The 21,926-nt window shown below is 67.2% G+C and carries 15 protein-coding genes, 3 rRNA genes and 1 riboswitch; of the genes, 3 read left to right on the top strand and 15 right to left on the bottom strand.

The annotated features are described in order from the left end of the window. Positions 1-20 precede the first annotated feature (20 nt). Positions 21-117: riboswitch (glycine riboswitch) on the bottom strand. A gap of 114 nt (positions 118-231) precedes the next feature. Next, entirely contained in the window at positions 232-606 is a 375-nt protein-coding gene (locus FGW31_RS29615; protein ID WP_142196612.1) for a PRC-barrel domain-containing protein, read from the top strand. Between the two features lie 21 nt (positions 607-627). Here FGW31_RS29615 and FGW31_RS29610 read toward each other — a convergent pair whose 3' ends face one another. The 13 genes from FGW31_RS29610 to FGW31_RS29550 all read right to left on the bottom strand — a co-directional run bounded on the left by FGW31_RS29610 (position 628) and on the right by FGW31_RS29550 (position 16,016). After that, complete coding sequence (locus FGW31_RS29610; protein WP_142196611.1) at positions 628-2,025, bottom strand: DNA polymerase IV; 1,398 nt, start codon at positions 2,023-2,025, stop codon at positions 628-630. A gap of 38 nt (positions 2,026-2,063) precedes the next feature. Then, on the bottom strand, positions 2,064-2,747 hold the full coding sequence (locus tag FGW31_RS29605; protein ID WP_142196610.1) for a MerR family transcriptional regulator: 684 nt from the start codon (positions 2,745-2,747) through the stop codon (positions 2,064-2,066). A gap of 191 nt (positions 2,748-2,938) precedes the next feature. Next, positions 2,939-3,412: a bifunctional nuclease family protein gene (locus tag FGW31_RS29600; protein WP_142196609.1), complete on the bottom strand. Its 474-nt coding sequence runs from the start codon at positions 3,410-3,412 to the stop codon at positions 2,939-2,941. Between the two features lie 85 nt (positions 3,413-3,497). Continuing rightward, a complete protein-coding gene (gene ftsR / locus FGW31_RS29595; RefSeq protein WP_142196608.1) occupies positions 3,498-4,232 on the bottom strand; it encodes a transcriptional regulator FtsR in 735 nt (244 codons plus the stop codon). A 38-nt stretch (positions 4,233-4,270) separates the two neighbouring features. Beyond that, complete coding sequence (locus FGW31_RS29590) at positions 4,271-5,230, bottom strand: FHA domain-containing protein (protein WP_161174116.1); 960 nt, start codon at positions 5,228-5,230, stop codon at positions 4,271-4,273. Positions 5,231-5,291: 61 nt separating this feature from the next. Continuing rightward, a complete protein-coding gene (locus tag FGW31_RS29585; RefSeq protein ID WP_142197277.1) occupies positions 5,292-6,185 on the bottom strand; it encodes a DUF881 domain-containing protein in 894 nt (297 codons plus the stop codon). Positions 6,186-6,190: 5 nt separating this feature from the next. Beyond that, positions 6,191-6,523, bottom strand: coding sequence for a small basic family protein (locus tag FGW31_RS29580; RefSeq protein ID WP_003988855.1), 333 nt, complete (start codon positions 6,521-6,523; stop codon positions 6,191-6,193). Continuing rightward, positions 6,520-7,416: a DUF881 domain-containing protein gene (locus FGW31_RS29575; RefSeq protein WP_233452587.1), complete on the bottom strand. Its 897-nt coding sequence runs from the start codon at positions 7,414-7,416 to the stop codon at positions 6,520-6,522. Before FGW31_RS29575 ends, FGW31_RS29580 begins: the two co-directional genes overlap by 4 nt. A gap of 107 nt (positions 7,417-7,523) precedes the next feature. Beyond that, a complete protein-coding gene (locus tag FGW31_RS29570) occupies positions 7,524-10,019 on the bottom strand; it encodes a mannose-1-phosphate guanyltransferase (RefSeq protein WP_142196605.1) in 2,496 nt (831 codons plus the stop codon). 115 nt (positions 10,020-10,134) lie between these two features. Continuing rightward, positions 10,135-10,743 (bottom strand): CDP-alcohol phosphatidyltransferase family protein, encoded by a 609-nt coding sequence (locus FGW31_RS29565; RefSeq protein ID WP_142196604.1) that lies wholly within the window; start codon positions 10,741-10,743, stop codon positions 10,135-10,137. A gap of 109 nt (positions 10,744-10,852) precedes the next feature. Further along, positions 10,853-10,969 (bottom strand): 5S ribosomal RNA (gene rrf, locus FGW31_RS29560). 84 nt (positions 10,970-11,053) lie between these two features. Then, positions 11,054-14,176: ribosomal RNA gene (locus tag FGW31_RS29555) — 23S ribosomal RNA — on the bottom strand. A gap of 314 nt (positions 14,177-14,490) precedes the next feature. Next, positions 14,491-16,016, bottom strand: a 16S ribosomal RNA gene (locus FGW31_RS29550). The 16S, 23S and 5S rRNA genes sit together here, the layout of an rRNA operon. Positions 16,017-16,588: 572 nt before the next feature. Between FGW31_RS29550 and FGW31_RS29540 the strand changes: the two genes are divergently transcribed. Together FGW31_RS29540 and ptsP are read left to right on the top strand one after the other, a co-directional pair. Then, positions 16,589-17,038 (top strand): PTS sugar transporter subunit IIA, encoded by a 450-nt coding sequence (locus FGW31_RS29540; RefSeq protein ID WP_142196603.1) that lies wholly within the window; start codon positions 16,589-16,591, stop codon positions 17,036-17,038. Positions 17,039-17,114: 76 nt separating this feature from the next. Further along, positions 17,115-18,785: a phosphoenolpyruvate--protein phosphotransferase gene (ptsP, locus tag FGW31_RS29535; RefSeq protein ID WP_142196602.1), complete on the top strand. Its 1,671-nt coding sequence runs from the start codon at positions 17,115-17,117 to the stop codon at positions 18,783-18,785. A 78-nt stretch (positions 18,786-18,863) separates the two neighbouring features. On the opposite strand, the gene FGW31_RS29530 is transcribed toward ptsP, so the two are convergent. Both FGW31_RS29530 and FGW31_RS29525 read right to left on the bottom strand, forming a co-directional pair. Next, a complete protein-coding gene (locus FGW31_RS29530; RefSeq protein ID WP_142196601.1) occupies positions 18,864-19,754 on the bottom strand; it encodes a hypothetical protein in 891 nt (296 codons plus the stop codon). Positions 19,755-19,860: 106 nt separating this feature from the next. Further along, positions 19,861-21,837 (bottom strand): acetoacetate--CoA ligase, encoded by a 1,977-nt coding sequence (locus FGW31_RS29525; protein WP_142196600.1) that lies wholly within the window; start codon positions 21,835-21,837, stop codon positions 19,861-19,863. Positions 21,838-21,926: the final 89 nt, after the last annotated feature.

The raw sequence follows: 21,926 nt of genomic DNA, 5'->3' as shown, positions 1-21,926 counted from the left end.
GCCCTGCTTTCCAGAGTGACCTCGTCCGTGCGGTACGTGTGCCTGAGAGATTCCGGGGAGGATTTGCTCCTTCGGCGCCTCCGGCGGTTGTCCGGAGGGCTCTCCCGCACGGGGTCAGCGGCCGTTAGCCAGCCTACCAGCGCGCACAAGACCGGAACTTTCGAGTGGCCGTTGAGCGGATTGTGCCGTTGTGTAGTGCTTACGGATGAGTGTGCGACGAGTGGAGGGCCCGTGCAGACCGACATCGATCCGCGTCACCTGATCGGCCGCAAGGCGTTCGACCGCAACGGAACCCGGATCGGCACGATCGACGAGATCTACCTCGACGACGCCACCGGCGTGCCCGAGTGGGCGGCCATACGCACCGGGCTGTTCAGCAGGGACGCCTTCGTCCCCCTGGAGCCCAGCGAAGTGATCGACGGCGCCCTCCACGTGCCCTTCGAACGCGCCCTCATCAAGGACGCCCCCGACTTCGGCGTGGGCCGCCACCTCTCGCCGGAGCAGGAGTTGCAGCTCTACCACCACTACGGCCTGGACGTCGCGGCCCCGCCTCCGCTGCCGGACCACGACTTCGGCAAGCTCGCGGGCCGGGACGATCCCGCCTGACCCGCTCTCCGCCCACCCCGCTCACGCCTCCTCCGACGGCGGCCCGTCGGCCCCCGCGCCTCCGGCCCGCTCCTCTCCCACCGGTGCCGCCGGCACCAGGGGAAGCGGTTCCGCCGGTTCCAGGGCAGGGTCGTCGACCCGGAAGGTCCGCACCCGGCCCGGCTCCGAGTCGGGCGTCTCGAAGCGCACGGTGACCCGGCCCAGCCCGCTGCCCTGCACCCATCCGTGCCCGTACGCCGTGTGCCGCACGTCGTGGCCGGCCGGCCAGCGTCGATCGGCCGGTGTCTGCCGCTCGGGCGCGGGTGCCGTCTCGGGTTCCTCGTGGGTCGGGTCGTCCTCGCGCACCTCCGCCGCCTGGGCGAACAGGTCCTCCTGCGTGTAGTCGGCCAGACCACTGACCCCCACCCCGAGCAGTCGCACCCCGCCCGTGGTGTCGACCGAGTCCAGCAGCCGCGCGGCGGCCTCCCGCACGACCGCCGGGTCGTCCGTGGGCCCTCTGAGCGTCTCCGACCGGGTGAGGGTCGAGAAGTCGTACCGCCGCACCTTCAGCACGATGGTCCGTCCCGACAGCCCGGCCTCCCGCAGCCTGCGCACGCAGCGGTCCGCGAGCCGCTGGACCTCCGTGCCGACCCGCACCCGGTCGTGGATGTCGACGTCGTAGGTGTCCTCGACCGAGACGGACTTGGTCTCCCGCTCGGCCACGACGGGCCGCTCGTCGCGGGCCAGCGCCATGGCGTACAGCGCCTGCCCGTGGGCCCGGCCCAGCAGCCGTACCAGCTCGTCCTCGCCCGCCTCGGCGAGTTCGTCCACCGTGTGGATCCCCGCCCGCCGCAGATGGTCACCGGTCGCCGGGCCCACGCCCGGCAGGGTCCGCACGGACAGCGGCCCCAGCAGCGCCCGCTCCGTACCCGGCTCGATCAGCACCAGCCCGTCCGGCTTGGCCCGCTCCGAAGCGATCTTCGCCAGCATCTTGGAGGCCGCGAGCCCCACCGAACCGGTGAGCCCCGTGACCGCCCGTATGTCGGCGCGCAGCTTCGTCCCGGCCAGGCGTGCCGACCGGTCGTCCCAGGCCGTGCCGCCGGCCTCCAGGTCCACGAACGCCTCGTCCAGGCTGAGCGGCTCCACCAGGGGCGACAGGGCCCGCAGCAGGCCCATCACCTGCTCGCTGATCGACCGGTAGAGGGCGAACCGCGGCACCAGGTAGGCGGCGTTCGGTGCGAGTCTGCGGGCCTGTGCCATGGGCATCGCCGAGTGGACGCCGAAGACCCGGGCCTCGTAGGAGGCGGTGGCGACCACGCCACGCGGACCGAGTCCGCCCACGACGACGGCCTTCCCGCGCAGGCTCGGCTTGGAGGCCTGCTCCACCGAGGCGAAGAAGGCATCCATGTCGAGATGCAGGATCGTGGGCGCGGATCTCACATCTCCGATGCTGCCCTACGCCACTGACAATGCCGTGCTCAGACGGCCTTGTTCCGCCGTCGCGCCAGCTCGTCCATCGGGTTGTGGCCGACCAGGGTCTCCCCGGTGTCGACGCGCTCGCCGTGCAGCTGCGACAGCGCGCTCTCCACGTCCCGCCACACCACGCCCACGGCGATCCCGAAGACGCCCTGACCGCCCTGGAGCAGGGCGTGCACCTCGTCGGGCGAGGTGCACTCGTAGACCGTGGCGCCGTCGCTCATCAGCGTCATCCGCTCCAGGTCGCTGAAGCCGCGCTCGCGCAGGTGCTGCACGGCGGTGCGGATGTTCTGCAGGGACACACCCGTGTCGAGGAACCGCTTGACGATCTTCAGTACGACGACGTCGCGGAAGCTGTACAGCCGCTGCGTCCCCGATCCGTGGGCCGGGCGCACGCTGGGCTCGACCAGCCCCGTGCGGGCCCAGTAGTCGAGCTGCCGGTAGGTGATGCCGGCGGCGGCGCAGGCCGTGGGGCCGCGGTAACCGATCTGCTCGGACGCCATGGACGTCGCCCCTCCAGTGCTCGGCACAGCCGCCGGTCGCCGCTGGGCATGGTCGACGGCACCACCGGGCACGGGGAACCCTCCGTTCGAGCGGAACCGGGAGCTCTGGGGAGGGTACGGCTCGCTCGCCCCGACACCGCGTCCGGGGGCGCCCCCGACCGTACCGTCGCCGCTGCTTCTCACGCCGACCTCCGTCCTTGACCTGCCTCCTCGACGGTAGGCAGTCACCAAGGGTGCGTCAACGATCGCCACACTCGGCACGCCGAGTGATAATCACCCTAAGAGTGGTTTCCCGTGCCCCACCGCGGGGAAAGGCTAGCCGAATGCCCTCATGACGGGCCCTGGCCCGGCCGAGGCGGCGGCCCCTCCCTCACTCACTGGTTGCTGGTCCCGAAGTCCTCCGGCGAGATCTGGTCGAGGAACTCGCGGAACTTCTCCACCTCGTCCTCCTGCTCGTCCGGGATGGCGATGCCGGCGTCGTCGAGCACGGTGTCACTGCCGTAGATCGGCGTCCCCGTGCGCAGGGCCAGCGCTATGGCGTCGGAGGGGCGGGCACTGACCTCGACCCCGCTGGCGAAGACCAGCTCCGCGTAGAAGACGCCCTCGCGCAGATCGGTGATGCGCACTTCCGTGAGCTCCTGGCCGACGGCCTCCAGCACGTCCTTGAAAAGGTCGTGGGTCAGCGGCCGTGCGGGGGCCATGCCCTGCTGGGCGAAGGCGATGGCCGTCGCCTCCCCCGGTCCGATCCAGATGGGGAGGAAGCGGTCGCCGCCCACTTCACGCAACAGCACGATCGGTTGGTTGGAGGGCATCTCGACCCGGACACCTACGACATCGAGCTCGTTCACACAGCAACCCTAGGCCGTGCCCGGGACGTTTGGGTAGTCGGGCAGGGAACGGGTGGCCGATCGGGCACTCCCGGTGCCCGACGGCTCAGGGCAGCCGCACCCCGAGAGCCGTGCGCACCAGCGCCGCGTGCAGCTTCACCGTGAGCGCCACCAGCTCCTTCGTACGGGCCTCGGCGTGCGCCCTGGTCTGGGGGTTGCGGTGGCGTTTGAGAGGGGCGACGACCTGGTCCACCAGGCCCGCCTCGCGGTCGGCTGCGGCCTTCATCGCCCTGAGGTGCCGCGGCTCGATCCCGAACCGCCCGAGCTCCGTGAGGAGACCGGCGACGGTGACCGCCTCGGCGTCGTACACCCCGTCCTCGACGGGTGCGAGCAGCCCGTACGACTCCCACTCGGCGAGCGTGCGCTCGTCGACGCCGGCCGCCGTGAGCAGCCGGCTCCGCCCGATGCGCGCCGCCGTGGGCGCCTCCGGGACCGGCTCCGGGACGTCGCCGTCACCCTGACGGCTCAGCACGGGCAGCGGAAGGGCGTCGCCGCGCTCGACGGCCTCGAGGTGCTCACGGATCACCTTGAGCGGCAGGTAGTGGTCCCGCTGCATCCTCAGCACCTGGCCGAGGCGCTCGACGTCCCCGGCGCTGAACTTGCGGTACCCCGAGGGGGTCCGCTGCGGCTCGATGAGCCCCTCCGACTCCAGGAAGCGGATCTTGGAGATGGTGACTTCGGGGAACTCCTCACGCAGCACGTTCAGCACCGCGCCGATGCTCATCAGTCCGGGGTCGGCGGCGGCGCCGTTCCCGGCACCGCCGCTCGGTGTCTGACGCATGGACCTTCCCTGGTTCCCCCGGACGGGTCCGGGGGAGGTCAGTAGCCCTGCTGGCTCGCGTAGAAGACCAGCCGGTACTTGCCGATCTGCACCTCGTCGCCGTTGGACAGGGCGACCTGGTCGATCCGCTCGCGGTTGACGTAGGTGCCGTTCAGGCTGCCGACGTCGGCCACCGTGAACGAGCCGTCCGGGCTGCGGCGGAACTCCACGTGCCGACGGGAGACCGTCACGTCGTCCAGGAAGATGTCGCTCTGCGGGTGGCGCCCGGCGGTGGTCAGGTCGCCGTCCAGCAGGAAGCGGCTGCCCGAGTTCGGACCGCGGCGCACCACCAGGAGCGCGGAGCCCATCGGGAGGGCGTCGACGGCCGCCTGCGCCTCCGGAGAGAGCGCCGGCATCTGCGTCTGGCCGGTGGCCTCGGCGTCGTACGCCTCCAGACCGGAGATGGAGATCGTGGACGTCGTCTCGGAGGGGCGCTCCGGGGCGACTCCGGGCCTGAGCGGCGCGCCGCAGTGGGAGCAGAAGCGACTGTTCTCCGCGTTGCGGTTGCCGCACCTCGTACAGACCAGGGCCGACATGGACGGATCCTCCTGCCGCGGCTGCCCGCCGGGAGCGTGGGACGCGTACGGGTCGGAAGACCCTCCACCCGTACCTGAGGTCGACGGTTGCCCGAAACCTATGCCGCCCGACTGCGCAGGGTCAACGGACGGCGCGCCCTGGCTGCCGGCGGCGTCGGCCCCCGGACCGGCGACCTGGTCCCGGAACAGCGGACGCTGACCTTCCGCATCAGGCTGTGCGCGATGACGAGCGGTCGCGTTGTCGCTGCCCTCTCGCCGCGCGTTCTTGCCGAACAACTTCGCAAACAACTTCACGGGCGATTCCCCTTGACCGAAACAGACCCGCCCGTGGGGCAGGACGAACCCTGATTGAACACGTTGGCCGACCCGGACATCTTCACAACGTCCGCCTCCGCCAGACAGTTTCCACCACGCACCACCCATTCGGTGCGCCGACCCCCCGCAACCTCATGCCCTCGCCGGACGTCCCCCATGCACCCCCGGTTCACTGGGAGGACGACCGAGCGTAGTCAGGCCGCTTCGCCGCTCGCAAGGCATCCACAACGATCTTGGTGGACCGCTCCACGGTAACGGTGGCCTGTTCCTTCTCGAGAGTCTGCACCACGCCTCCGGGGATGTTGAGCGCCGGTTCGAGGTCCTGCGGCTTGCCGATGACCTTGAAACGATAGGGCGCGGTGATCTTGTTCCCGTCCACGCCGACCCCGTTCCCGGAATCCGTCAGATAGGTCTCCGCGACCACGCGCACGCCGTTGACCTGGATCGCCTCCGCGCCGGCCGCGCGCAGCTCCTGGATGGCGTCGAGCAGCATGTCCGCCTCCACCGTCCCCTTCGCGTCCTCGATGGTCATCGTGATGCCGGGACCCTCGGCGGCCACGGTGCCCGCCAGGATGCCGAGTCGCCGTGCCTTCTCGAGGGTCTGCTTGCGGGCCTCCTCGGCCTGGTCGGAGCTGTTCTCCAGCTCGTCCCGCTGCTTCTCGAGCCCCTGCTTCTCGTCCTCAAGACGCTCTGTGCGGTCGTCGAGTTCATCGAGGATGCGCACAAGATCTTCCTGCCGTGCCCCGCGCAGCGCGCTGTCGCTCTCGCTGGTCGACGCCACCTGGACCGCCAGGCCGAAGCCGAGGCCGAACAGCAGGACGGCGACGATGAGTTGGGCCCGGGTCACCCGTGGCGGCCACAGCCCCGCCACCAGCCGCTGACGGCCCGTCGGGCCGGGCTCGGGCCGTTCCTGCGGAACAACCTCTTCCGCGGGCTCTGAGGCGCTCACAGGGACTTCTGCGGGCAGTTCCTTGCGCAGGCCGGTCGCAGGCGCGGTGTCGGGGGCCGGCCGGGGCCGGGACACGGCCGGGCGTGTCGTCTCGTCGTGCTCTCGCTCACTCATCGGCCTCACGCCCGGAACACGTGCCGGCGGATCGCCGCGGCGTTGGAGAAGATGCGGATGCCGAGGACGACCACGACGCCGGTGGACAGCTGGGCGCCCACGCCGAGCTTGTCGCCGAGGAACACGATCAGCGCGGCGACGACCACGTTGGACAGGAAGGACACCACGAAGACCTTGTCGTCGAAGATGCCGTCGAGCATGGCCCGCAGTCCCCCGAACACGGCGTCGAGCGCCGCGACGACGGCGATCGGCAGATACGGCTCGACGACCGCCGGAACCTCGGGCCGGACCAACAGTCCGGCCACGACTCCCACGACGAGGCCCAGTACGGCGATCACGATGTGCCCTTCTCGGTTATCGGCTGTGCGGTACGTACGATCAGACTCGGTGCTGCGGGCAGCCGGACGTCGTCCTCCACGGAGATCGCCGTCCTGATGCCGTAGTTCTCCTGCAGGGCGTGCAGATACAGCCCGTCGGCGCTGTTCTGGAACCGGTCGCTCAGCTGTTTGCCGTCCCCCACCGCGAGCACCGTGTACGGCGGCACCAGCGGCCTGTTGTCGACCAGTATCGCGTCTCCGGCGGCCCTGATCGCCGACAGGGCGGTCAGCCGCTGTCCGTTGATGGAGACGGCCTCGGCGCCGGACTCCCACAGGCCGTTGACCACGCGCTGCATGTCCCGGTCGCGGACCCGCCCGGTGTCGGAGAACCCGGAGGTGGACCGCGGGTCGCCGTCGCCGCCGCCGCTCGCGTCCTTGGCGTCGTTCACCACCAGGCGCACGCCGGGACCGTGCACCGCGACGGCGCCGGACAGGATGCCCACGAGGACGGACCGGTCGCCTCCGCCGCTGTGCCGGAGCGCCTCGCGCTGCCGTGCGCTCACGTCGGCGCGCAGGGCGTCCACGCTGTCCTCGAGTTCGTCCGCGGCGTCGGTCTCCTGATCGATCCGGTCGATCAGTTCCTCGCGTTCCTTGGCGACGACGGGTGCGGCGACCCGGGCCTGTGCGGCCCCGACGGTGACGATGAGAGCGGCGAGCACCAGGCCGGCGGCGAGTCCGAGCTTCGCCCTGAGGGTCTTCGGCATGCCGCCCTCGCCGTCGGCCTTCTTCCGCGCGGCGGCCTCGGCGTATCCGTCGTCGAGGCTGTGGTCCATGACGTTGGTGATCAACGACATGGAGGCGTCCGGGCGCGCGGGCCGCGTGGGTGTGCTCCGAACGGGGGGTTGCTGCGGCATGCCGCACATCGTCGCACGTCGCGGCCACTACCTCCGAACGGACCTACGGGCATGCCGGACAGGCCCCGTTGGGGGCACTTGTCCGGCACGCGCGCCTACCGTTCGTTTTACCTTCCGGCGCTGTCCACGACCGCCGACCACTCGTCGAGCAGGGCCTGTGCGGAGGCGTCGTCGGGGCCTTCGGCCCACAGGTGGGTGACCGCTTCGGCCGGGTCGGGCAGCACCATCACCCAGCGGCCGTCGGTCTCCACCACGCGCACCCCGTCGGTGGTGTCGACGAAGCGGTCTCCGGCCGCCTCGACGACCCTGCGCATGACGAGGCCCTTGACGGCCCACGGGGTCGCCAGGTCCCGCTTGAGCACGTGGGCGCGCGGGATGCGGGCGTCGATCTGGCTGAGGGTGAGCTGGGTCCGCGCCACGAGTCCGATGAGCCGTACGAAGGCGGCGGTGCCGTCGTAGACGCTGCTGAACTCGGGGACGATGAAGCCGCCCTTGCCGTCGCCGCCGAAGATTGTGCCTTCCTCGCCGCCGACGCGTGTGAGGTCGTCGGGCGAGGTGGTCGTCCATTCGACCTGGGTGCCGTGGTAGGCGGCCACCTGCTCGGCGATCCTGGTGGTGGTGACCGGGAGTGCGACGCGGCCGCTGCGCCGCTCGGAGGCGATGAGGTCGAGCATGACGAGCAGCGCCCGGTCGTCCTCGATGATCCGCCCCTTCTCGTCGACGAGGGACAGGCGCTCGCCGACGGGGTCGAAGCGCACGCCGAACGCGGCGCCGGAGGACGCCACGATCTCGCCGAGCCTGACCAGTCCGGAGCGCCGCATGTCGGCGGTCTCGGTCGGCCTGGACTCGTCGAGACCGGGGTTGATGGTCAGGGAGTCGACGCCGAGTTTGCCGAGCAGGCTGGGCAGGACCAGGCCGGCGCTGCCGTTGGAGGCGTCCACGACGACCTTGAGTCCGGATTCGGCGATGCCGGTGGTGTCGACGTTCCGCAGCAGGGATCCGGTGTAGGAGTCGAAGACGCTCGCGGGGAAGTGCAGGTCGCCGATCTCTCCGGGGAAGGCGCGCCGGTACTCCTGCCGCGCGAACACCCGGTCGAGCTTGCGCTGGCTGCCCTGTGAGAGGTCGGCGCCCTGTCCGTCGAAGAACATGATGTCGACCGAGTCGGGCACTCCGGGTGTGGTGCGGATCATGATGCCGCCGGCGCTGCCTCGCGCGGTCTGCTGCCGCGCCACGGGCAGCGGCACGTTCTCCAGGTCCCGTACGTCGATGGCGCTGGCCTGGAGCGCGGAGATGACCGCCCGCTTCAGTGCCCGGGCGCCGCGGGAGTGGTCGCGGGCCGTGGTGACGGTCGAGCCCTTCTTCAGGGTCGTCGCGTACGCGCCGGCCAGTCGCACCGCGAGTTCGGGTGTGATCTCGACGTTGAGGATGCCGGACACGCCGCGGGCCCCGAAGAGGTGTGCCTGGCCCCTGGATTCCCAGATGACCGAGGTGTTGACGAACGCGCCGGCCTCGATGGTCTTGAACGGGTAGACCCGGACGTTCCCCTGGACGATCGATTCTTCACCGATCAGGCATTCGTCGCCGATGACGGCGCCGTCCTCGATGCGTGCGGCGCGCATGATGTCGGTGTTCTTTCCGACGACGCAGCCGCGCAGATTGCTGTGCGGGCCGACGTAGACGTTGTCGTGGACGACGGCCTTGTGCATGAAGGCGCCGCTCTTCACGACGACGTTGGATCCCACGACGGTGTGTTCGCGGATCTCCGCGCCGGCTTCGACCTTGGCGTAGTCGCCGATGTAGAGGGGTCCGCGGAGCACGGCGTCGGGGTGCACTTCGGCGCCCTCGGCGACCCATACGCCGGGGGAGATCTCGAAGCCGTCGATGTCGACGTCGACCTTGCCCTCCAGGACGTCGGCCTGGGCCTTCACATAGCTTTCGTGGGTGCCGACGTCCTCCCAGTAGCCCTCGGCGACGTAGCCGTAGACGGGCTTGCCTTCCTTCATCAGCTGCGGGAAGACGTCGCCGGACCAGTCGACGGGCACATCGGGTTCGACGTAGTCGAAGACCTCGGGCTCCATGACGTAGATGCCGGTGTTCACCGTGTCGGAGAAGACCTGTCCCCAGGTCGGCTTCTCGAGGAAGCGTTCGACCTTGCCTTCCTCGTCGACGATGGTGATGCCGAATTCCAGCGGATTGGGGACACGGGTCAGGCAGACCGTGACCAGGGCGCCCTTTTCCTTGTGGAAATTGATCAGCTCGGTGAGGTCGAAGTCGGTGAGGGCGTCACCGGAGATGACGAGAAAGGCATCGTCCTTCAGTGCCTCCTCGGCGTTCTTCACGCTCCCGGCGGTACCGAGTGGCTTCTCCTCGTTGGCATAGGTGAGCTCCATTCCGAGCTCTTCGCCGTCACCGAAGTAGTTCTTGACGAGCGACGCAAGGAACTGGACGGTCACAACGGTTTCGTTGAGCCCATGCCTTTTGAGCAGCCGCAGAACATGCTCCATGATGGGCCGATTGGCTACCGGCAGGAGCGGCTTGGGCATGCTTGAGGTCATGGGGCGAAGACGTGTGCCTTCGCCTCCGGCCATCACGACGGCCTTCATGTCGGAAGCGTCCTCCTCGAAGAGACGACGGTCTGGCCGACTTCACCCGCCGGGGCTGTACCGCACCATTTCCCTGCGCGTCATTGCGCAGGCATGAGCGTGGCAATCAGCGAGTTCAATCGGCCACGGCGTCCGCACGGACCAGGCGGCGGACTTGTACTACGTAGAGCACTCCTGCCCACCAATACAGGGTTGTACCCCATCCGGCGAACGCCCAGCCGAAAATAGCAGCGAGTGACGAGATCCAGCCAGTTCCGTCACTGAGCAGGAGCAGTGGGAAGGCGTACATGAGGTTGAAGGTGGCGGCCTTCCCCAGGAAGTTCACCTGGGGCGGCGGATAGCCGTGGCGCCTGAGGATGCCCACCATGACGAGGAGAACCAGCTCACGGGCCAGCAGTACGGCGGTCAGCCAGAGAGGCAGGATCTCGCGCCAGGTGAGGCCGACCAGGGTGGAGAGAATGTAGAGCCGGTCGGCGGCCGGGTCGAGGAGCCGGCCGAGGCTGCTGATCTGGTTCCAGCGTCGTGCGAGCTTGCCGTCGAGGTAGTCGCTGACACCGCTGAGGGCCAGCACCAGGAGTGCCCAGCCGTCGCTCTTGGGCCCTCCGAACTCGGGCCTGAGGATCAGCCACAGGAACAGGGGTACGCCAACGAGCCGCGCCATGCTGAGCATGTTCGGGATGGTGAGGACGCGGTCTGTCTGGACCCGCGTCTCCTGGACCTCCACCCGGGATCCTCCTGTGGGAAACGTGTCGACGATGCTCCCCGACCCTACCTCAACGCAAAAAAGCTCTGGCTCTCGGGCTGTACGCCCAAGAGCCAGAGCTCTAAAAGGAGTTCGGCGGCGTCCTACTCTCCCACAGGGTCCCCCCTGCAGTACCATCGGCGCTGTAAGGCTTAGCTTCCGGGTTCGGAATGTAACCGGGCGTTTCCCCTACGCTATGACCACCGAAACACTATGAAACTGACAACCGCACCATGCATGACACATGGGGTTGTTCGTGGTTTCAGAACCAACACAGTGGACGCGAGCAACTGAGGACAAGCCCTCGGCCTATTAGTACCGGTCAACTCCACACGTTACCGTGCTTCCATATCCGGCCTATCAACCCAGTCGTCTACTGGGAGCCTTACCCCATCAAGTGGGTGGGAGTCCTCATCTCGAAGCAGGCTTCCCGCTTAGATGCTTTCAGCGGTTATCCCTCCCGAACGTAGCCAACCAGCCATGCCCTTGGCAGAACAACTGGCACACCAGAGGTTCGTCCGTCCCGGTCCTCTCGTACTAGGGACAGCCCTTCTCAAGACTCCTACGCGCACAGCGGATAGGGACCGAACTGTCTCACGACGTTCTAAACCCAGCTCGCGTACCGCTTTAATGGGCGAACAGCCCAACCCTTGGGACCGACTCCAGCCCCAGGATGCGACGAGCCGACATCGAGGTGCCAAACCATCCCGTCGATATGGACTCTTGGGGAAGATCAGCCTGTTATCCCCGGGGTACCTTTTATCCGTTGAGCGACGGCGCTTCCACAAGCCACCGCCGGATCACTAGTCCCGACTTTCGTCCCTGCTCGACCCGTCGGTCTCACAGTCAAGCTCCCTTGTGCACTTACACTCAACACCTGATTGCCAACCAGGCTGAGGGAACCTTTGGGCGCCTCCGTTACCCTTTAGGAGGCAACCGCCCCAGTTAAACTACCCATCAGACACTGTCCCTGATCCGGATCACGGACCCAGGTTAGACATCCAGCACGACCAGACTGGTATTTCAACGACGACTCCACCCGAACTGGCGTCCGAGTTTCAAAGTCTCCCAGCTATCCTACACAAGCCGAACCGAACACCAATATCAAACTGTAGTAAAGGTCCCGGGGTCTTTCCGTCCTGCTGCGCGAAACGAGCATCTTTACTCGTAGTGCAATTTCACCGGGCCTATGGTTGAGACAGTCGAGAAGTCGTTACGCCATTCGTGCAGGTCGGAACTTACCCGACAAGGAATTTCGCTACCTTAGGATGGTTATAGTTACCACCGCCGTTTACTGGCGCTTAAGTTCTCAGCTTCGCCGGCCCGAAAGCCAGCTAACCGGTCCCCTTAACGTTCCAGCACCGGGCAGGCGTCAGTCCGTATACATCGCCTTACGGCTTCGCACGGACCTGTGTTTTTAGTAAACAGTCGCTTCTCGCTGGTCTCTGCGGCCACCCCCAGCTCAGACCGAAAAGATCATCACCAGGAATGGCCCCCCTTCTCCCGAAGTTACGGGGGCATTTTGCCGAGTTCCTTAACCATAGTTCACCCGAACGCCTCGGTATTCTCTACCTGACCACCTGAGTCGGTTTAGGGTACGGGCCGCCATGAAACTCGCTAGAGGCTTTTCTCGACAGCATAGGATCATCCACTTCACCACAATCGGCTCGGCATCAGGTCTCAGACTATGTGCCAGGCGGATTTACCTACCTGACGTCCTACACCCTTACCCCGGGACAACCACCGCCCGGGATGGACTACCTTCCTGCGTCACCCCATCACTCACCTACTACCAGCTCGGGTCACCGGCTCCACCACTCCGACCTCGTCCGAAGACTCAGCCGACGGCTTCACGGGCTTAGCATCACTGGATTCGATGTTTGACGCTTCACAGCGGGTACCGGAATATCAACCGGTTATCCATCGACTACGCCTGTCGGCCTCGCCTTAGGTCCCGACTTACCCTGGGCAGATCAGCTTGACCCAGGAACCCTTAGTCAATCGGCGCAAACGTTTCTCACGTTTGTATCGCTACTCATGCCTGCATTCTCACTCGTGAACCGTCCACAACTACCTTCCGGTGCTGCTTCACCCGGCACACGACGCTCCCCTACCCATCCATACACCCGTTGGGGCTGTTGTATGAATGACACGACTTCGGCGGTACGCTTGAGCCCCGCTACATTGTCGGCGCGGAATCACTAGACCAGTGAGCTATTACGCACTCTTTCAAGGGTGGCTGCTTCTAAGCCAACCTCCTGGTTGTCTCTGCGACTCCACATCCTTTCCCACTTAGCGTACGCTTAGGGGCCTTAGTCGATGCTCTGGGCTGTTTCCCTCTCGACCATGGAGCTTATCCCCCACAGTCTCACTGCCGCGCTCTCACTTACCGGCATTCGGAGTTTGGCTAAGGTCAGTAACCCGGTAGGGCCCATCGCCTATCCAGTGCTCTACCTCCGGCAAGAAACACACGACGCTGCACCTAAATGCATTTCGGGGAGAACCAGCTATCACGGAGTTTGATTGGCCTTTCACCCCTAACCACAGGTCATCCCCCAGGTTTTCAACCCTGGTGGGTTCGGTCCTCCACGAAGTCTTACCTCCGCTTCAACCTGCCCATGGCTAGATCACTCCGCTTCGGGTCTTGAGCGTGCTACTAAAACGCCCTATTCGGACTCGCTTTCGCTACGGCTACCCCACCCGGGTTAACCTCGCAACACACCGCAAACTCGCAGGCTCATTCTTCAAAAGGCACGCAGTCACGAGAATGAGGCAAGCCTTGTTCCGACGCTCCCACGGCTTGTAGGCACACGGTTTCAGGTACTATTTCACTCCCCTCCCGGGGTACTTTTCACCATTCCCTCACGGTACTATCCGCTATCGGTCACCAGGGAATATTTAGGCTTAGCGGGTGGTCCCGCCAGATTCACACGGGATTTCTCGGGCCCCGTGCTACTTGGGTGTCTCTCAAACGAGCCGCTGACGTTTCGACTACGGGGGTCTTACCCTCTACGCCGGACCTTTCGCATGTCCTTCGCCTACATCAACGGTTTCTGACTCGTCCTGTTGCCGGCAGACAACAGAAGAGAGATCCCACAACCCCCACGACGCAACCCCTGCCGGGTCTCACACGTCGTAGGTTTAGCCTCATCCGGTTTCGCTCGCCACTACTCCCGGAATCACGGTTGTTTTCTCTTCCTGCGGGTACTGAGATGTTTCACTTCCCCGCGTTCCCTCCACTTGCCCTATGTGTTCAGGCAAGGGTGACAGCCCATGACGACTGCCGGGTTTCCCCATTCGGACACCCCCGGATCAAAGCCTGGTTGACGACTCCCCGGGGCCTATCGTGGCCTCCCACGTCCTTCATCGGTTCCTGGTGCCAAGGCATCCACCGTGCGCCCTTAAAAACTTGGCCACAGATGCTCGCGTCCACTGTGCAGTTCTCAAACAACGACCAACCACCCATCACCCCGAGCAAACAGCTCGAGTGCACTGGGGCCGGCATCGAAGGCACCCGACCTTGCGGCCGTACCTTCAGATACCCAACAGCGTGCCCGACACGCTTCCGTCCGGAGATCATGCGTTCCACGCTCTGACGAGCAGTACTAGCAGCCTCCGGCCCAGACACCGGCCGAGTAGTCAACGTTCCACCCATGAGCAACCAGCATCAGACGTTCGCTGATGTACTGGCCTCTGACCAACCAGAGGTTGGTAAGAAGTGCTCCTTAGAAAGGAGGTGATCCAGCCGCACCTTCCGGTACGGCTACCTTGTTACGACTTCGTCCCAATCGCCAGTCCCACCTTCGACAGCTCCCTCCCACAAGGGGTTGGGCCACCGGCTTCGGGTGTTACCGACTTTCGTGACGTGACGGGCGGTGTGTACAAGGCCCGGGAACGTATTCACCGCAGCAATGCTGATCTGCGATTACTAGCGACTCCGACTTCATGGGGTCGAGTTGCAGACCCCAATCCGAACTGAGACCGGCTTTTTGAGATTCGCTCCACCTCGCGGTATCGCAGCTCATTGTACCGGCCATTGTAGCACGTGTGCAGCCCAAGACATAAGGGGCATGATGACTTGACGTCGTCCCCACCTTCCTCCGAGTTGACCCCGGCGGTCTCCCGTGAGTCCCCAGCACCACAAGGGCCTGCTGGCAACACGGGACAAGGGTTGCGCTCGTTGCGGGACTTAACCCAACATCTCACGACACGAGCTGACGACAGCCATGCACCACCTGTACACCGACCACAAGGGGGACCCTGTCTCCAGAGTTTTCCGGTGTATGTCAAGCCTTGGTAAGGTTCTTCGCGTTGCGTCGAATTAAGCCACATGCTCCGCCGCTTGTGCGGGCCCCCGTCAATTCCTTTGAGTTTTAGCCTTGCGGCCGTACTCCCCAGGCGGGGCACTTAATGCGTTAGCTGCGGCACGGACAACGTGGAATGTTGCCCACACCTAGTGCCCACCGTTTACGGCGTGGACTACCAGGGTATCTAATCCTGTTCGCTCCCCACGCTTTCGCTCCTCAGCGTCAGTATCGGCCCAGAGATCCGCCTTCGCCACCGGTGTTCCTCCTGATATCTGCGCATTTCACCGCTACACCAGGAATTCCGATCTCCCCTACCGAACTCTAGCCTGCCCGTATCGACTGCAGACCCGGGGTTAAGCCCCGGGCTTTCACAACCGACGCGACAAGCCGCCTACGAGCTCTTTACGCCCAATAATTCCGGACAACGCTCGCGCCCTACGTATTACCGCGGCTGCTGGCACGTAGTTAGCCGGCGCTTCTTCTGCAGGTACCGTCACTTTCGCTTCTTCCCTGCTGAAAGAGGTTTACAACCCGAAGGCCGTCATCCCTCACGCGGCGTCGCTGCATCAGGCTTTCGCCCATTGTGCAATATTCCCCACTGCTGCCTCCCGTAGGAGTCTGGGCCGTGTCTCAGTCCCAGTGTGGCCGGTCGCCCTCTCAGGCCGGCTACCCGTCGTCGCCTTGGTGAGCCGTTACCTCACCAACAAGCTGATAGGCCGCGGGCTCATCCTGCACCGCCGGAGCTTTCCACGCGCATCAGATGCCTGAGCGCGTCGTATCCGGTATTAGACCCCGTTTCCAGGGCTTGTCCCAGAGTGCAGGGCAGATTGCCCACGTGTTACTCACCCGTTCGCCACTAATCCCCACCGAAGTGGTTCATCGTTCGACTTGCATGTGTTAAGCACGCCGCCAGCGTTCGTCCTGAGCCAGGATCAAACTCTCCGTGAATGCTTCCCCGTGATCGGGGCGAACACATCACGAGAGCGGAACCGCAAGGAGGAATAGTCCTCACGGTTCACAGCGTCCTCGCTGTGTTTTTTCAAAGGAACCTCGACCGTCGAAGTATTCCGACGGACGGGGTATCAACATATCTGGCGTTGACTTTTGGCACGCTGTTGAGTTCTCAAGGAACGGACGCTTCCTTCGTACTAACCCTCTCGGGCTTTCCTCCGGGCGCTTCCCTTCGGTGTTTCCGACTCTATCAGGGTTTTTCCGGCCCTCTGACCACCGTCCTGCAGGCATGCAGAAAGTGATCCAGAGTTAGGATCTGACGAGTTGGATTTGCTGTCGGGTGAGGACACTTGATGGCGTCGCTCATCCCCGAGCAGGAGTAAGACTCTACACGGGGTCGCGGAGCCCATGCAAATCGATTAGGGTGTGGTGGTCTAGACCTCTTGTCCAGGCCGGCGTCAGGACCTGTCCCCCGGAACCGGTACGTCATATGACATACCCTGCTGAACAGCACGCCGGAGGCAGGCAGTGACGGCGCCCGTACAGATCTCCACCCTGGGAGGCTTCCCATGACCACCGTGACGTCCCCGCTTGCAGGACGGGCCATCGGACTCTCGTCCGTTCCCGATCCGGTCTTCTCCGGGGCCATGGTCGGCCCGGGCACCGCGATCGACCCCGTGCGCGAACCGTCCGAGGCCGTCTCCCCCGTCGACGGCGTGATCGTCTCTCTGCACCCGCACGCGTTCGTCGTCGTCGACGAGAGCGGGCACGGCGTGCTCACCCACCTCGGTATCGACACCGTGCAGCTCAACGGCGAAGGATTCGAGCTGCTCGTGAACAAGGGGGACACCGTGACGCGCGGGCAGAGCATCGTGCGCTGGGACCCGGCCGCCGTGGAGGCCGCCGGCAAGTCCCCGGTGTGCCCGGTCGTGGCGCTCGAGGCCACGGCGGACTCCCTCTCGGAACTCCGCGAGGACGGCGACGTGAAGGCCGGCGAGAACCTCTTCCTCTGGAAGTGACCCGGCGCCGTCCGTGACGGCCACCAGGACAACCACCACGGCGGCTGGGCCCGCCGCACTATCGGAGACGGGTGAGATGGAGACAACGCTGCGAGGCGTCGGCGTCAGCCACGGAGTGGCGATCGGCGAGGTACGGCACATGGGCACGGCGGTGCTCGAACCGCCGGCCAAGCAGATCCCGGCGGAAGAGGCGGGACGCGAACAGGGGCGGGCCCGCAAGGCCGTGGAGGCCGTGGCGGCCGATCTGACCGCCCGCGGCAACCTGGCCGGCGGCGAGGCCCAGGCGGTGCTCGAGGCACAGGCCCTGATGGCGCAGGACCCCGAGCTGATGGCGGACGTGGAGCGGCGCATCGCCGTCGGCAGCACCGCCGAGCGCGCGGTGTACGACGCCTTCGCCGCCTACCGCGAACTGCTGGCGAACGCCGGTGAGTACCTCGCCGGCCGGGTCGCCGACCTCGACGACGTGCGGAACCGCATCGTCGCGCGGCTGCTCGGGGTGCCGATGCCCGGCGTACCCGACAGCGACGAGCCGTACGTGCTGGTGGCCCGCGATCTGGCGCCGGCGGACACGGCGCTGCTCGACCCGGCACTCGTCCTCGGTTTCGTGACCGAGGAAGGCGGGCCCACGAGCCACAGCGCGATCCTGGCCCGTGCGCTCGGCGTCCCGGCCGTCGTCGCCCTGCCCGGTGCCGGCGAGATCGCCGAAGGCACGCTGATAGCGGTCGACGGCAGCACCGGCGAGATCTTCGTGGACCCGAGCGAGGAGCAGAAGGCCCGGCTCGAGGCGGCCGCGGCGGAGCGCAGGGCGGCGCTGGCGGCGTCGACCGGGCCCGGTGCCACCGCCGACGGTCACAAGGTGCCGCTGCTGGCCAACATCGGCGGTCCGGCGGACGTGGCGGCCGCCGTCGAGGCGGGTGCCGAGGGCGTCGGTCTCTTCCGTACCGAGTTCCTGTTCCTGGACGACGACAAGAAGGCTCCTTCCGAGGAGAAGCAGGTCGCGGCCTACCGTCAGGTGCTCGAGGCGTTCCCCGAGGGCCGTGTGGTCGTACGGGTGCTGGACGCGGGCGCGGACAAGCCGCTGGACTTCCTCACCCCGGCGGACGAGCCGAACCCGGCGCTCGGCGTGCGCGGCCTGCGCACCCTGCTGGACCACCCGGAGGTGCTGCGGACGCAGCTGACCGCGCTGGCGAAGGCGGCCGAAGGGCTGCCCGTGTACCTCGAGGTCATGGCCCCGATGGTGGCGGACCGGGCCGATGCGAAGGCGTTCGCGGACGCCTGCCGGGAGGCGGGGCTGCAGGCGAAGTTCGGCGCGATGGTGGAGATCCCGTCGGCCGCCCTGCGGGCGCGCTCGGTCCTGCAGGAGGTGGAGTTCCTGTCCCTGGGCACGAACGACCTCGCGCAGTACACCTTCGCCGCCGACCGTCAGGTCGGTGCGGTCTCCCGGCTGCAGGACCCGTGGCAGCCCGCGCTGCTCGACCTCGTGGCGATGGCCGCCGAGGCGGCGAAGGCCGAGGGCAAGAGCTGCGGCGTCTGCGGTGAGGCCGCCTCCGACCCGCTGCTGGCGTGTGTGCTGACCGGTCTGGGTGTCACCTCCCTCTCCATGGGTGCGGCGTCCCTTCCCTATGTGCGGGCGGCGCTGGCGAAGTTCACGCTCGCGCAGTGCGAGCGGGCCGCGGCGGCGGCCCGGGCGGCGGACAGCGCCGCGGACGCCCGTAACGCCGCCCAGGCCGTGCTGTCGGGCGAGTAGCCGGACCCGGCGGTCGCTGATCGGCCGTCCCGAGGGGCGCTCCACCACGGGTGGGGCGCCCCTCGCGCGCTGTCCGGCTCAGTGGCGGTGGGCCGGGTCCGGTCCTTCCTCGCCCAGGTCGGGTGGTGCGCAGTAGTCGACGTTGGACTCCGGGGCGATGAGGTCCCCGGATTCGGCGTCGGTGCAGTAGGCGTTGAAGACCTCGCCCGCGGTGAGGGGCTGGAGGCCGTGGGCGCGCAGCCGCCAGCCGTGCACGCGGTCGGGGCTGCCGGGTGCGGTGATCCGCATGACGAGCCCGCCGGGGCGCTCGGTGGCGAGGCCGAGGGCCAGGACGGTGGTGAACTCCAGGGCCTCGGTCTCGTCCAGGTCCGTGCGGCCTTCGACGTCGTCGGCGTGCAGGACCGCCACGAGTGCCTCGGGCGGGCCGGAGAGGCTGCACACGAGGTGCCGTTCACCGGGCGGCGAGGTGTCGAGGATCCGGGCGAGGAGGTGGGAGGCGCGGGTGAAGGCGGCGCGTCCGAGGTCCTCCCCGCAGGCGGCGCAGGGGCCGAGGCGGGCGAGGAGCGTGGTCGCGTACTCCCAGGTCGCCTGGCGTACGGCCTCGTCGACGAGGGTGGGCAGGAGGTCCGCCAGCGGCTGGCCCTCGTAGAGGACGGTGGGGCCGGTGGCCGCCAGCCGGGCGGTGAAACGCGCGCGGCTGGCGTGGTGGTCGGGGTCCAGGCCGGTGTTCGCGCAGAACTCGGCGTAGTCCTCCGGGTCGAAGAGCGCCACCGTGGTGTGGCCGCCCTGCAGGGCACGCGCCCTGAGGACGGCTTCCACGTGTTTGAGGTAGGTGCTGTGGTCGTCGAAGAGGAAGCTGTCGTAGCGGCGCATGGCACGGAAGTCGTGCTCGTCGGTCAGCAGGCCGATGGTGCCGGTGATCTCGCGGCGCAGGACGCGTCGCAGGGTTCGGTGGTCGGTGTTCGTCATGTCTCCCCCGTCCGCACGGTCGATCAATGCTCACTCACAGTAATCGGCGGCACTGACAATCGGGGGCGGAGGAGACGGCGGCGACCGGAGCGGGCCGGGAGCCGGCTCAGGCGCGCTTGCGGGCGAGTTCCTCGTAGAAGGCGAGCAGGCCGAGGTTGTCGATGGATCCCGGGTTGACCGCCTTCTCCAGCGGGGTGCCCTGGAGGAGGCGCTTGACCGGGACCTCGATGCGCTTGCCGGTGAGGGTGTGCGGGATGCCGGGCACCTCGATGACCTCGTCCGGGACGTGCCGGGGTGACAGCTGCTCGCGGATGGTCCGCTTGATGCGGTTGAGCAGGTCCTCGTCCAGGGTGGCTCCTGGTGCCAGGTGGACGAACAGGGGCATCCAGTAGCCGCCGTCGGGCTGTTCGATGCCGATGACTAGGGATTCCCTGATCTCGGGGAGGCGTTCCACGGCCTCGTAGATGTCGGCGGAGCCCATGCGGACGCCCTGGCGGTTGAGCGTGGAGTCGGAGCGGCCGTGGATGACGACGGAGCCGCGGGAGGTGATGGTGATCCAGTCGCCGTGCCGCCAGACGCCGGGGTAGGTGTCGAAGTAGCTGTCGTGGTAGCGGGTGCCGTCGGGGTCGTTCCAGAAGCGGATGGGCATGGACGGCATCGGGTTGGTGACCACGAGTTCGCCGACCTCGTCGGTGAGGGGCTTGCCGCTGGGGTCCCAGGACTGGAGGTCGGTGCCGAGTCCGGGCGCCTGGAGCTCGCCGATGTGGACCGGGAGCGTCGGGACGGCTCCGGCGAAGCAGGAGCACACGTCGGTGCCGCCGCTGACGGAGGCGATCCACAGGTCGGCGCCGCTCTCGGCGAACTCGTCGTGCAGCCAGCGGAAGCCGTCGGGAGGCAGGGGGGATCCGGTGGTGGCGACGCACTTGACGGCGGAGAGGTCGTGGTCGCGCGTGGGGTGCACGCCGGCCTTGCGGCAGGCCATGACGTAGGCGGCGGAGGTGCCGTAGAGGGTGGCGCCGGTGCGTTCGGCGATGCGCCACTGGGCGCCGGTGTCGGGGTGGCCCGGGCTGCCGTCGTACAGGACGACCGTCGTGCCGGTGAGGAGGCCGGAGACGAGGAAGTTCCACATCATCCAGCCGGTCGAGGTGTACCAGAAGAAGCGGTCCTCGGGTCCGAGGTCGCAGTGGAGTCCGAGCTGCTTGAGGTGTTCGACGAGGATGCCGCCCTGGGACTGGACGATCGCCTTGGGCAGTCCGGTGGTGCCGGAGGAGTAGAGCACCCACAGCGGGTGGTCGAAGGGCACCTGCTCGAAGACCGGTTCCGTGTCGGCGGAGGTGAGGGCGGACCAGTCGAGCGCGCCGTCGGGCGCTTCGGTGCCGAGCAGCGGGACGTGCACGACGGCGCGCAGGGTGGGCAGTTCGCGGCGCAGTTCGGCGACGGTCTCGCGGCGGTCGTGCTCCTTGCCGCCGTAGCGGTAGCCGTCGACGGTGAACAGGACGACGGGTTCGACCTGCTGGAAGCGGTCCAGGACGCTGCGGGCGCCGAAGTCGGGTGCGCAGGAGGTCCACACTCCGCCCACGGCCGCCGTGGCGAGGAGGGCGACGACGGCCTCGGGGATGTTGGGCAGGTAGCCGCTGACGCGGTCGCCCGGGCGCACGCCCAGGGAGCGCAGCTCGGCCGCCAGGGAGCCCACCTGCCGGCGCAGCTCGGCCCAGGTGACGGGACGGGGGTCGTGGGTCTCGTCGACGTGCAGGAGGGCCGGTTCGTCCGCGCGGGACGCCGTCGCGCGCAGGGCGTGCTCGGCGTAGTTGAGGGTCGCGCCGGGGAACCACTGGGCTCCGGGCATCGAGCGGTCGGCCAGCACCTGCGTGTACGGCGTCGAGAAGCGGACGTCGAACCATTCCGTGACGGCTTTCCAGAAGGTGTCCAGTTCCTCCACGGACCAGCGGTGCAGGGCCGCGTAGCCGCCGTCGGAGGGGGCGCCGTGGTGTTCGGCGGCCCATGCCTGGAACGCGGTGATCCGCGCCTGGGCGATACGTTCCGGATCCGGCTGCCAGAGCGGCTGGGGGTTCACGGTCGACATGGGGCGGCTCCCGGACTGTGCGCGTCGTGTGCGTCCTCCGCGCACGGGCTGGGGTGTGCGCGTGACGCGGCTGACAGGGACGATGCCAC

The organism is Streptomyces calvus, from assembly GCF_006782915.1.
Classification (GTDB): domain Bacteria; phylum Actinomycetota; class Actinomycetes; order Streptomycetales; family Streptomycetaceae; genus Streptomyces; species Streptomyces calvus.
Note: the sequence above shows the minus strand (reverse complement) of the source record. Positions and strands in the feature narration are given on the sequence as shown.

Excerpts from the sequence above, each read along its gene's own strand:
- ftsR (WP_142196608.1), bottom strand. The coding sequence starts at position 4,232 with ATGCGTCAGACACCGAGCGGCGGTGCCGGGAACGGCGCCGCCGCCGAC.
- FGW31_RS29590 (WP_161174116.1), bottom strand. The coding sequence starts at position 5,230 with ATGGGTGGTGCGTGGTGGAAACTGTCTGGCGGAGGCGGACGTTGTGAA.
- FGW31_RS29585 (WP_142197277.1), bottom strand. The coding sequence starts at position 6,185 with ATGAGTGAGCGAGAGCACGACGAGACGACACGCCCGGCCGTGTCCCGG.
- FGW31_RS29575 (WP_233452587.1), bottom strand. The coding sequence starts at position 7,416 with ATGCCGCAGCAACCCCCCGTTCGGAGCACACCCACGCGGCCCGCGCGC.
- FGW31_RS29570 (WP_142196605.1), bottom strand. The coding sequence starts at position 10,019 with ATGAAGGCCGTCGTGATGGCCGGAGGCGAAGGCACACGTCTTCGCCCC.
- FGW31_RS29540 (WP_142196603.1), top strand. The coding sequence starts at position 16,589 with ATGACCACCGTGACGTCCCCGCTTGCAGGACGGGCCATCGGACTCTCG.
- ptsP (WP_142196602.1), top strand. The coding sequence starts at position 17,115 with ATGGAGACAACGCTGCGAGGCGTCGGCGTCAGCCACGGAGTGGCGATC.
- FGW31_RS29530 (WP_142196601.1), bottom strand. The coding sequence starts at position 19,754 with ATGACGAACACCGACCACCGAACCCTGCGACGCGTCCTGCGCCGCGAG.
- FGW31_RS29525 (WP_142196600.1), bottom strand. The coding sequence starts at position 21,837 with ATGTCGACCGTGAACCCCCAGCCGCTCTGGCAGCCGGATCCGGAACGT.